This window comes from Sphingorhabdus sp. 109 (assembly GCF_902506555.1).
In the GTDB taxonomy this organism is placed as follows: domain Bacteria; phylum Pseudomonadota; class Alphaproteobacteria; order Sphingomonadales; family Sphingomonadaceae; genus Parasphingorhabdus.
Window position 1 is genome coordinate 2,285,731 of sequence record NZ_LR732707.1, and the last position, 11,834, is coordinate 2,297,564.

The 11,834-nt window shown below is 58.2% G+C and carries 9 protein-coding genes; 6 read left to right on the forward strand and 3 right to left on the reverse strand.

Translation table 11 applies throughout. The annotated features are described in order from the left end of the window. The first annotated feature begins 8 nt into the window (after positions 1-8). Positions 9-548, forward strand: coding sequence for an adenine phosphoribosyltransferase (locus tag BOSE62_RS10825; RefSeq protein WP_159645947.1), 540 nt, complete (start codon positions 9-11; stop codon positions 546-548). Beyond that, positions 541-1,260, forward strand: a complete 720-nt coding sequence (locus BOSE62_RS10830) for a 5'-methylthioadenosine/S-adenosylhomocysteine nucleosidase family protein (protein ID WP_159645950.1) — start codon at positions 541-543, stop codon at positions 1,258-1,260. The genes BOSE62_RS10825 and BOSE62_RS10830 overlap by 8 nt, the downstream gene beginning before the upstream one ends. A gap of 65 nt (positions 1,261-1,325) precedes the next feature. On the opposite strand, the gene BOSE62_RS10835 is transcribed toward BOSE62_RS10830, so the two are convergent. Beyond that, complete coding sequence (locus tag BOSE62_RS10835) at positions 1,326-2,768, reverse strand: 8'-apo-carotenoid 13,14-cleaving dioxygenase (protein ID WP_159645953.1); 1,443 nt, start codon at positions 2,766-2,768, stop codon at positions 1,326-1,328. A gap of 113 nt (positions 2,769-2,881) precedes the next feature. Between BOSE62_RS10835 and BOSE62_RS10840 the strand changes: the two genes are divergently transcribed. Together BOSE62_RS10840 and BOSE62_RS10845 are read left to right on the forward strand one after the other, a co-directional pair. Further along, positions 2,882-3,469 (forward strand): TetR/AcrR family transcriptional regulator, encoded by a 588-nt coding sequence (locus BOSE62_RS10840; RefSeq protein ID WP_394700087.1) that lies wholly within the window; start codon positions 2,882-2,884, stop codon positions 3,467-3,469. A 159-nt stretch (positions 3,470-3,628) separates the two neighbouring features. Next, positions 3,629-5,557, forward strand: a complete 1,929-nt coding sequence (locus tag BOSE62_RS10845; protein WP_159645956.1) for a sulfatase-like hydrolase/transferase — start codon at positions 3,629-3,631, stop codon at positions 5,555-5,557. 81 nt (positions 5,558-5,638) lie between these two features. Here the strand turns inward: BOSE62_RS10845 and BOSE62_RS10850 are convergent, their stop codons facing one another. Both BOSE62_RS10850 and BOSE62_RS10855 read right to left on the reverse strand, forming a co-directional pair. Next, positions 5,639-5,863, reverse strand: coding sequence for a helix-turn-helix domain-containing protein (locus BOSE62_RS10850; RefSeq protein ID WP_159645959.1), 225 nt, complete (start codon positions 5,861-5,863; stop codon positions 5,639-5,641). Beyond that, the gene (locus BOSE62_RS10855; protein WP_159645962.1) at positions 5,863-6,369 is read right to left on the reverse strand and encodes a DUF2975 domain-containing protein; all 507 of its coding nucleotides are present in this window, start codon (positions 6,367-6,369) and stop codon (positions 5,863-5,865) included. The genes BOSE62_RS10850 and BOSE62_RS10855 overlap by 1 nt, the downstream gene beginning before the upstream one ends. Here BOSE62_RS10855 and BOSE62_RS10860 point away from each other — a divergent pair. Both BOSE62_RS10860 and rpoB read left to right on the forward strand, forming a co-directional pair. Continuing rightward, positions 6,356-7,207: a hypothetical protein gene (locus BOSE62_RS10860; protein ID WP_159645965.1), complete on the forward strand. Its 852-nt coding sequence runs from the start codon at positions 6,356-6,358 to the stop codon at positions 7,205-7,207. The two genes, BOSE62_RS10855 and BOSE62_RS10860, sit on opposite strands and share 14 nt — an antisense overlap. Positions 7,208-7,428: 221 nt before the next feature. Continuing rightward, positions 7,429-11,832 carry a DNA-directed RNA polymerase subunit beta gene (gene rpoB / locus BOSE62_RS10865; RefSeq protein ID WP_159645968.1) on the forward strand — a complete coding sequence of 1,468 codons (4,404 nt, stop codon included), beginning with the start codon at positions 7,429-7,431 and terminating at the stop codon, positions 11,830-11,832. Positions 11,833-11,834: the final 2 nt, after the last annotated feature.

An 11,834-nucleotide genomic window follows, 5' to 3' on the forward strand; every position in this document is an offset into this window, starting at 1 on the left:
CGACGACTATGACCGACAATGACGATCTCAGGGCTCTGGTGCGGACGATCCCGGACTATCCGAAACCGGGCATCCAGTTTCGCGATGTCTCGACCCTGCTGCTCGACGGACCAGCCTTTCGCCAGACCATCGACCGGATGATTGCGCTGGTCGACCCCGACGGTTTCGACCTGATCGCCGGCATCGAGGCGCGCGGCTTCATCGTTTCGGCGGCGATGTCCTACGCGCTGGAAAAGGGCAAGGTGATGCTGCGCAAGCCGGGGAAATTGCCGGGCCAGTCAGTGAGCATCGACTATGCGCTGGAATATGGCACGGACCGGATCGAAATGCACGACGACGCGATCCGCCCCGGCCAGCGGGTGCTGCTGGTCGACGATCTGCTGGCCACCGGCGGGACGGCCATGGCGGGCGTGGAGTTGCTCCGTGGCCAGGGTGCCGAGGTCGAACGGGCACTGTTCATTGTCGACCTGCCCGATCTCGGCGGGGGCAAGACACTCGAAGCCGCCGGCGTGGAACCCACAGCGCTGATGGCCTTTGCCGGTGACTGATCTGCAACCCCAGATCGATCGAATAGCGGTCATAACCGGCGTCCAAGATGAAGCCGATGCGTTTCTGCGCGGTCACAACGCTGTCAGGCATGGCAGCCCTTTCGGCGATTACCGGACGGTCGATCATCCAAGATTGAACAAGGTCCCGGCAAAGCTTGCGATCATGTGTTCGGGTATCGGCAAGGTCCATGCCGGTGCTGCCGCGATGTTTTTGCGGCAGCATTTCAAGCCGGACCTGTTTCTTGTTATCGGAACAGCGGGACAGGTGAGCGACATAGACGGGGACTGTTTCTATCTGCACCAAAGCCTGCAAGCCGACTATGGCACGCTGGAAAGATTTGGCGACCATGAAGGCTTTACCCACTATGACGCGGGCGCATGGCCGATTGGCCCGGCCGACTGGTCGCCGTTTGCAGCACTAGCCCGGCCAAATGGGTTCGACCTTCCTCATGCCCGCATCGCGACCGCCGACTGTTTCGTCAAATGTCCCGATCGCTCAGGCTATCTGCGCGATGTCTTGCAGGCCGATCTGGTTGATATGGAAACCGCTGCGGTGGCCCAGATAGCCGCACTGCTCGGCCTGCCCTGGGCCGGGATCAAGGCGGTCACCGACGGCGCGAACAGCGACAGTAGTGGCGACTTTCATGCCAATCTCGAACGGGCGGCCAACCGCGCCGCCAGCGAGGCAGCGCGGTTCATTGGACTGCTGTAGCCAGAGCCGTTCGTCCTGAGCCTGTCGAAGGACCGCCGCGGACGGATCGGCAAAGGCGGAAAAGCCTAGCCCGCCACCCAATTGCCGTGAAAACCCGGCGGGATACGGTGTGGCAGGTGAATCACCGCCTGCGGCTCGCCAAGAAAATCGTCGGCGTTGAGAATCTGCAATTCGCTTTTCTCCTGCTGCGCATCGATCACCAGACCGATCAGCCAGCCTTCATCCTCGGCCGCATCCGGGGCGCGCGGCACGAACACAAATTCGCCCGGATGGCGACCCGGACCGAAATCGCGCACCAGCTTGCTGCCGTCCTGCAGATCATGTTTGAACAATTCGGTACCCGCCATGTCCAGTTCGTCGGGATGGCCGGCCAGCGCGATATCGTAGATAAAGCGATAGGGCTGCATGGTTTTCCGCTCGTCATAGCGGGGGAATTCCTGGGGACGGTCATCGAGGATCTTGCGATCGACTTTTCGGCTCGCCGGGTCGACGGTCCAGCGTTCCAGCCGCGACCATTTTCCACCCGGACCGAAGGTCGAGCGCGCATAGGTGCTCTCGTGCACCACGACATCGACGATCACCGTGCCGTCTGCGGTTTCGAAAGCATTCGCCGGATGATAGACGTAGCAGGGCTCGTCCAGCTCGCACCAGATGGTCTCCATGCCCAGCCCCTCGCGCGGGCACAGGCCGACGCGGGCGCCATGCTCCGGGTTCCAGTCATAGGGGAAGGCATAGCCGGCCAGCATCCGCTTCATCGAGAATGTCGCCGGCAGGTCAAAGACCAGCACATGATTATCGGTAATCTGGCAGTCATGGATCGACGGCCCCTGGCGCACCGGGATCGGTTCCTCGCGGCGGACCTTGCCCTCCTTGCCCAGCACCACGTGCCAGACCTTGTCCATCACCGGCGCGTCATAGCAGATGGCATGCATCTCGCCGGTTGCCGGATCGAGATGGGGATGGGCAGAAAAGGCATGATTCAGGGAATTATCGAACGGATTATGCGCAATTGTGTCCAGTTCTGCAGACATTTCCACCGGAAATCCCCCCGCTTCGACAATCGCGAAAGTGCGGCCATTGATGCCGATGATATTGGTATTGGCATTATCGGTCCGTGGCTTGCGGGTGCCGGGCTTGCGCGCTTCGCCGAGCGCGTCGCTCACCTTGTTCGACCGGATCCAGCGGTTGCGATACCATTCCGCCTTGCCACCGGAAATCCGCACGCCATGGGCCATGCCATCGCCGGCAAACCAGTGGTAGCTGGCCTCGTCGGGTGTATCGACCGGATTGGGGCCGATGCGCAGATAGCGTCCGTCCAGCGCGGCCGGAATTTTCCCTTCGACGGGCAGGTCCGCCAGCGTCACCTCTTCGGTCATAGGCTTGTGCACACCGGTGAGATAGGGATGCCCATCTTCCGGCGCGTCCAGCCTTTTGCGGTTGAAATTCGACACTGCGCCCATGACGGGTGTGACAGCAGCGCGGATAGTTTTTTCAATTACGGAAGCCATGGATATTTCCTTCTCGCTGAAACCGGGATTGGCAAATCGACTCGGAATGTTTATGCCGTTAACATGACGAACTATGATAACAGTGTCAACATTGCATGTGACGCAGGGGCAACATGCCTCCAATTCTTCCGATGAGTACCGCCTATCATCATGGCGATTTGCGCGCGGCGGCGCTGCAAATGGGGATGGAGCGGATCGAGAATCAGGATCATCCCGACCTCGGCCTGCGCGCGCTGGCCCGCGATCTCGGAGTCTCGGCAACGGCATTATACCGCCACTTCCCGAACAAGGACGCGCTGCTCGATGCATTGGCGCTGGAAGCGCTCGGCCGGCTGGGTGCCAATCAGGCGAAGGCGGCCAGAGACGCCGGCGGCGGGCGCAACGGGTTTATCGAAGTCGGGATCACCTATGTCACATGGGCGGTCGAGAACCCCGCTCTGTTCCGGCTTATCTACACCCGCGTCGAAAAGGTGGATTTCGATTGCGACCCGACCGAAATGGGCGAGGCCTTCAACCAGTTGCGCGCCGGAATTGCAGCGTCGATGCCCGAAGGCATGTCGGCCGAGCAGCGCAATGTCGCGGCCCTGCACGCCTGGTCGCTGGTCCACGGCCTGGCGATGCTGATCCTCGACGGCCAGGTGGAATATGATCCGGAAATGGTCCGCAAAACCGTGGTCATGACGGATTTTCGCCCCGCCTGAACCGCCCGGGTGACCGGTCCCGCAACGATCTGCCCTGCTTAACCCGGCCTTTACCGGCTTTTGCTAGCCTCGCTCTTCACAAGCGGGGCGGGACATAAAATAAGCAAATTACGGGATCTTTTCACCAGAAGTGACAGGCAGAGGTCGCTCCTTTGCGGCGTGTTTCTCTGTCTTGCGAGCCTTCTCGCCGCGCTGGAACTCGCCCTGGCTGACCGCAAATATGGTCTGTTTACAGGCGGCTTTGGCCAGTCGCAGGCCGTTGATAGGCTGGCTGAGCGCGCCCTTTTTCTGGTCAGCTATGCCGCTGCAATGGCGATGCTGGTCATCACCGTCTGGTGGATCATCATCCGGATATTCCGCAGCAGAGAGTCTTGGCCGCCGCTGTTCTTTCTGACCACGATCGTCGGTGGCGCCTATATCCTGCTGCTCGCGCTCACCTTCCAGCTGCATCAATATTTCAGCGATACCATGAGCTTCGCACTGATGGCCAATCTCGGCGGTGGCAGCCTGACCGATGCACTGTTATTTGCTTCCGACGAGATTGTCCTCGCCGTTGTCGGACTGGCCCTCGGCCTAAGTGCCTATATTTACGCATATCGCTTTCTGTCCCGTAGATTTCCGAAGAGCTGTGACGATCCTGCATGGCCGGCCTGCGGTCGTCTGGCCGTGGCAGCATTCCTTCTCACATTGATCCTCGCAATCGCTGTGCCCATGATTTCGAGCGACGTTAAAAATAGTCTGAACCGCACCCTTGCCTGGGGCCTGTTTACCACCGCTGCCAATCGACTTACCGATTTTGACAATGACGGCTATGGCTGGGTATCCGACATGCCGGACCGGCATCCGTTCAACAGCACCCGCTATCCACTGGCGATGGATGTGCCGGGTAACGGCATTGACGAAGACGGCTATGGTGGCGATCTCGAGTTGCTCCCCTTGCCACCGCAACCGCCCCTGACCGAAATAGCGGGCAAACGTCCGCATCTGATCCTGATCGTGATGGAAAGCACCCGCTATGATGTGATCGGCAAACGGATCAACGGCAAGACCGTGGCTCCCAACCTCGAGGCCATCGCCAGATCCGGCAGTCTGATATCTCCGGTGCTCAGCCATGTCGGCTTTACCACCGCGTCGCTGAAATCCCTGTTCTCCGGCAGCTTACAACCGGCCAGCGGCTCTCCCTCGCTATTCCGCGAACTGAAAGCCAGCGGCTATGAGATTTCGGTTTTCTCCGGCCAGCCGGAGGGGTTCGGCGATATTGCCGAGACCGTCGGCATGCGCGAGAATGCCGACCTGTTTCTGGATGGCGAAAAGCTGAAACATCTGCGCGCGTTCAGCAACGGCGCCCAGGGCTCGATCCTGATCGACGAAAAGCATCTGCTGGACGCTTTTGCGGAGGCCTATCAAGTGCCGGCAAAATGGGAAAAGCCGCAATTTCTCTATTTCAATTTCCAGTCGCCGCACTTTCCCTATTACCACAAGGACATGACGCTCAATCTGGTGGACCGCCCCCTGCCCCGGTCGGAAATCAGTGCGGCCAACAAGGAGAAGCTGCGGGAAACATATTGGAACGCCGTCGCCTACGCAGACCAGCGCCTGGGTGAATTGGTGGTAAAACTGAAGCGTGACGGTGTTTGGGACGACAGCGTGGTGATTATAACCAGTGACCATGGCGAGGATTTGTTCGAAGACGGATTTCTGGGCCACGGACACAATATCAATATCCGCCAGAACGGCATCTTCCTGGTCACCAACCGTCCGGGAGTTTCGGCGAACGGCGCGGTCGGCCTGAGTGATCTTCGCGCCATCATCTTGTCACTGCTCAAGGGGGAGAAACCGGTCATCCCCGCAAACCCGGTGCTGATGACAGTTGGCGATCTCGACAGCCCGACCCAGATCGGTATCTCCGAAGGGACATCGGATATCACATCGCTGCGGCTCGACACCGGCGAAGCCTGCATGGTCGAGCAGAACCACTGCGCTCATGCCGACCATTTGTCCGGCACCTTCAGGCACCGCGTGGAGCGGCTTATCCGCATCTGGGGATCGGCAAGATGGCAGAACCGGGCGGAACGAAAGCGCGACTGATCGCAAGCGGCGCTGCCACCGCTTGCCCGTAATGCGGGCCCGGATCTGAATATCGGTCCTTACTGGCAGGTGGATTGGCGATCATTCCGCTCGCCTATCTGCTGCATCTTCAAAAACCAGCAAATCCCCCGGCTGACAATTCAATTCCCGACAAATTGCCTCCAGCGTGGTGAATCGCATTGCCTTTGCCTTACCGGTTTTCAGGATCGACAGGTTGGCAAGCGTGATGTCGACCCGCTCAGCCAGTTCGGTCAGGGTCATACGATTGTCGTGGAGCAGATCGTCGAGCTTTACGGAAATTGCCATCAAACTATGCCATCCAGCTCTTCCTGCATTTTGGCACCGCTATCAAAGACGCGAGCGAGAATAATCAGGAGCAGCACCAGCAATATACCCGACAGCGAAATGCTGCCGTCAATAGAGAGATGAAAATCCTGTCCCGGCTTTACCTCGCCAAGCATCGTGAGCAAGCCGGTTGCCAGGAGACTGCCAACGAAAGTGACTAGCTGAATCGCGAACACGGCAATGCCCATCCCGCGCAACCTTGTACCATTTATCCGGGTGAAGGGATTGCCCTCGCCGACCGAATCTACAATTTTTCTGAGGCGGTTGATGGCGAAGAGCGTGAGCAGCATGATGACCGCTCCCAGGAACATGAGTATTCCAATCAGGCCGACCGTTTCAGGCGCAGGTTGACTGACAAATATCTCACCCATCTCCGCCAGCAGCTGCCGGTAGGAAAACAATAGAACGGGTAACGCGGCTGCAAGCGCACCAACGCCAAGCACCAGCATCCATTTGGCGAAAATCAACAGTCCACGCGTTGATTTGAGTATGATGTCATTCGGTTTCTTTGTCTGCGTCATATTTCCCTCCAGTATCCGGCTGTCATTCCTTATCGCTTATCGATATAGATTTATTGATAAACATCAAGCTTATTATTGTTTTTCGATATCTCCTGCTCCAGAAAGCCTCCCTGTCGAGACTCGCGGCGAGGGTGAAAACAATGTCGGTCATCATGCTTGTCCATGTCACCATGGGTGCGATCGCCTATTCGCCGGTGCGATGGCTCTGATCACGGCAAAAGGATCGCGACCGCACCGGGTGGCTGGCAATATATTCTTCGTCTCGATGCTGGCGATGGCGATGGCGATGGCAGGCATCTATATAGCCTTGATCCTGCCCATGGCGATTTCGGTCCTGGCAGGTCTCATCTCGATCTATCTGGCGTCCACATTGATATTGTTTGTTGTCATTGGCGCAATTGCGGCCGGGTTCGAGGCGCAAAACAGCCCGACTGGATTAACAGACGGACTGCCTGCCGCTCCGCACTTTTTCTTCGCAGGATTGGCGACTTTGCTCGCGATGGGCGACATCGTCATGATCGCCCGAAAGAAAATTACCGGAAGGCAGCCTATCGCACGCCATTTGTGGCGGATGTGCCTAGCCTATTTTATCGCAAACGGATCTCTGTTCACCGGCCCGGGAGCAGCACCCTTTCCCAAGAGCGTTCGTGACAGTGGCATTCTGGACATTCCGGAACCACTCGTTTTGCTTGTCATGATCTTCTGGGTTATCCGGGTGCTGGCAACAAAATGGTATGGAGACAAACCGGCCACCTCATCCATATCTCCCAACCCCGCCTCTTGACCCGGCTCCAACATCGCCCTATATCCCCTGCTCACCACAGATTTCGAGACAGGGCGTGCAGTCGCGCGGCGCGCCAGAAGAAATGAAATTTGCACGGTTTTCAGGACGCTAAAAAGCTGCAGTTTCCCACCTTGGGAGACATGCGGCTTTTGTCGTCTTGAAGCGCCTCCACATTTTGATTTTCCGCCGGTTTTCCGGCGATGGCGAGAAGGCAAAACGATATGGCTACCCACGCAGCTTCGGTCAAAACGACGGCTCCGACCCCCACCCGCAAGAAACGCATCCGCAAGATTTTCGGCGACATTCACGAGGTCATCGAAATGCCGAATCTTATCGAGGTTCAGCGCGAATCATATGAGCAGTTCCTGCGTTCGGATCCCTCGATCGGATATGTTTCCGGTCTCGAAAAGACGCTGCGCAGCGTTTTCCCGATCCGCGACTTTGCCGGCACCGCCGAAATGGACTTCGTCAACTATCAGCTCGAAGATCCCAAATATAATGTCGACGAATGCCGCCAGCGGGGCATTACTTATGCCGCACCGATGAAGGTCACCCTCCGCCTGATCGTGTTCGAGGTCGACCCTGAAACAGAAGCACGCTCGGTTCTCGATATCAAGGAACAGGACGTTTACATGGGCGACATGCCTCTGATGACCAAGAACGGCACGTTCGTCATCAACGGCACAGAGCGCGTTATCGTCAGCCAGATGCACCGTTCGCCCGGCGTATTGTTTGACCATGACCGCGGCAAGACCCACTCGTCGGGCAAATTCCTCTTCGCCGCCCGCGTCATTCCATACCGCGGCAGCTGGCTCGACTTCGAATTTGACGCCAAAGATATCGTCAACGTCCGCATCGACCGCAAGCGCAAGCTGCCGGTGACCGCATTGCTGCGTTCGCTGGGTGACGCGATTCTGGAAGTCAAAGAGAAGAAGCCTGATTTCAAGGTCGGTGAAATGGTTCGTGTCAGCGGCATGAAACAGCCAGCCGAAATTCTGGAAATTGACGGCAATCTGATCACCATCCGCGAACCGATGGGCGCGATCGAATTTAACGGCGGCAAGATCGAAGACGAAGGCCGCACGAAGAGCGCCGAAATCGTCAAGATCGTCAAACAGGGCTATTCGGAAGAAGATATCCTGAACCTGTTCTACGACCGGATCGTTTACAAGCGCGCGAAAGACGGTTGGACCATTCCTTTCGTCACCGAACAGTGGCGCGGCATCAAGCCGACCTTCGATATCGTTGACGCGCAAAGCGGCGAAGTCGTTTTCGAAGCGGGTACGAAGATCACCCCGCGCGCTGCCAAGAAAGCCGAATCCGACGGCATGACAAACATTGTCATCCCGACCGAAGAAATTTTCGGACGCTACAGTGCCTTCGACCTGATTAACGAGAAAACCGGCGAAATCTACATCGAGGCCGGCGACGAAGTGACGGCGGAAAATCTCGAGAAGATCGACAATGCCGGCATCGACGCGCTCGAACTGCTCGATATCGACCATGTCACAACCGGTCCGTGGATCCGCAACACGCTGAAGGTCGACAAGGCCGAAGACCGTGACGGCGCCCTGTCCGACATCTACCGCGTCATGCGTCCGGGCGAACCGCCAACGCGCGAAACCGCTGAAGCCCTGTTCGAAGGTCTGTTCTTCGATCCGGAACGCTATGACCTGTCCGCTGTGGGCCGTGTCAAACTCAACATGCGTCTCGAACTGGATGCGCCGGCGGATTACACCATCCTGCGCAAGGAAGACATTCTCGCGGTTGTCAAAACCCTGGTCGATCTGAAAGACGGCAAGGGCGAAGTCGATGACATCGACAACCTCGGCAACCGTCGTGTCCGTTCGGTTGGCGAGCTGCTGGAAAACCAGTATCGCGTCGGCCTCCTCCGCATGGAGCGCGCCGTCAAGGAGCGGATGAGCAGCGTCGATGTATCCACCGTGATGCCGAACGATCTGATCAATGCGAAACCTGCGGTTGCAACGGTTCGCGAATTTTTCGGCTCCTCGCAGCTGTCGCAGTTCATGGATCAGACCAATCCGCTTTCGGAAGTCACCCATAAACGCCGCGTATCAGCCTTGGGCCCCGGTGGTCTGACCCGCGAACGGGCCGGCTTTGAAGTCCGCGACGTTCACCCGACCCATTATGGCCGTATCTGCCCGATTGAAACGCCGGAAGGCCCGAACATCGGCCTGATCAACTCGCTGGCATCGTTCAGCCGCGTTAACCAGTACGGCTTCATCGAAACGCCATACCGGAAAGTCGTGGACAACAAGGTCACCAACGACGTTGTCTATCTTTCTGCCATGGAAGAACAGAAGCACACCGTGGCGCAGGCCAACGCCGAGCTGAATGAAGACGGCAGCTTCGTCGAGGAAATCGTTTCCTCGCGTCAGGCTGGCGAATTCCTGATGGCGCCGCGCGATATCATCACGCTCATGGACGTTAGCCCGAAACAGCTGGTTTCGGTCGCTGCATCGCTCATTCCGTTCCTGGAAAACGATGACGCCAACCGCGCGCTCATGGGATCGAACATGCAACGTCAGGCTGTGCCTCTGGTGAAAGCCGAAGCACCGTTTGTCGGCACCGGCATGGAAGAAACCGTGGCTCGCGACTCCGGCGCAGCCATCGCGGCCCGCCGCGCCGGCATCGTCGATCAGGTGGACGCCACCCGTATCGTCATCCGCGCATCGGGTGCGGTCGAAGCCGGCAAGTCCGGTGTCGACATCTACACGCTGCAGAAATTCCAGCGGTCCAACCAGAACACCTGCATCAACCAGCGTCCGCTGGTGAAGGTCGGCGAAATCGTCCAGAAGGGCGACACGATCGCCGACGGTCCGTCCACCGACATGGGCGAACTGGCACTCGGCAAGAACAGCCTGGTCGCCTTCATGCCCTGGAATGGCTACAACTACGAGGATAGTATCCTGATCTCCGAACGGATCGTGAAAGACGACGTCTTCACCTCGATCCACATCGAAGAATTTGAAGTCATGGCCCGCGATACCAAGCTTGGCCCCGAAGACATCACCCGCGACATTCCGAATGTCGGCGAGGAAGCCCTGCGCAACCTCGACGAAGCAGGCATTGTCTATATCGGTGCGGAAATCGAACCGGGCGATATTCTCGTCGGCAAGATCACGCCCAAGGGCGAGTCGCCAATGACGCCGGAAGAGAAGCTTCTGCGCGCTATCTTCGGTGAAAAAGCGTCTGACGTGCGTGACACCTCCCTGCGCCTGCCACCCGGCGTCGCCGGAACGGTCGTTGAAGTCCGTGTCTTCAACCGCCACGGCATCGACAAGGACGAACGTGCGCTGGCGATCGAACGCGAGGAAATCGGTCGCTTTACCAAGGATCGCGACGACGAACGCGCCATTCTCAACCGTGCAACCTTCAACACGCTGAAGGACATGCTGATCGGCCAGACCGCGACATCCGCGCCGAAGCCAATGAAGAAGGGTGCGACGATCACCGAGGAAAGCCTGTCCGAACTGGAACAGGTTGATTGGTGGAAGATTGCCGTCAAGGATGATCAGGTTCAGGCCGATTTCGAAGCTACCCGTCAGCAATATGACGAAGCGATCAAGCGGATCAACGAACGGTTCGAGGACCGTCGCGAGAAGCTGGAACGCGGTGACGAACTGGCTCCGGGCGTTCTGAAAATGGTCAAGGTCTTCGTCGCGGTGAAGCGCAAGCTGCAGCCAGGCGACAAGATGGCCGGCCGTCACGGCAACAAGGGGGTTATCTCCCGCATACTGCCGCAGGAAGACATGCCGTTCCTCGAGGATGGTACGCCGGTTGACATCGTGCTCAACCCGCTTGGCGTGCCTTCGCGAATGAACGTCGGACAGATTTTCGAAACCCATCTGGGCTGGGCCGCACGTGGTCTGGGCCAGCAGGTCACCGAAGCGCTGGAAGAATGGAAACTCGCCAACCCCGATCCGCAGGCAGCATCGCCGCCAGATGCGGTCAAGGAACGGCTGAAGGTGATCTACGGTGAGCAATATTACGAGGATATCGACAGCCGTGAAACCGCCGACATCGTTGAAATGGTGGGCCATCTGCGTCACGGTGTCCCGATGGGAACGCCGGTGTTTGACGGCGCCCACGAAGGCGACATTTCCGACATGCTCGAACTGGCAGGTCTGGATCGCAGCGGTCAGGTCGATCTTTATGATGGCCGGACCGGTGACAAGTTCGACCGCAAGGTGACCGTGGGCTATATCTACATGCTCAAGCTACACCATCTGGTCGACGACAAGATCCACGCTCGTTCGATCGGTCCTTACAGCCTGGTCACGCAGCAGCCTCTTGGCGGTAAAGCGCAATTTGGCGGACAGCGTTTCGGGGAAATGGAAGTCTGGGCACTGCAGGCTTATGGCGCGGCTTACACGTTGCAGGAAATGCTGACGGTCAAGTCGGATGACGTGATCGGCCGGACCAAGGTTTACGAAGCAATCGTCAAGGGCGACGATACATTCGAAGCCGGTGTTCCTGAAAGCTTCAACGTTCTGGTCAAGGAAATGCGGTCGCTCGGCCTCAACGTCCAGCTATCCAGCTTCGGTGACGAGGATGAAGACGGCGACGATGATGACGACGGCATTGCGATAGCGGCGGAGTGAAG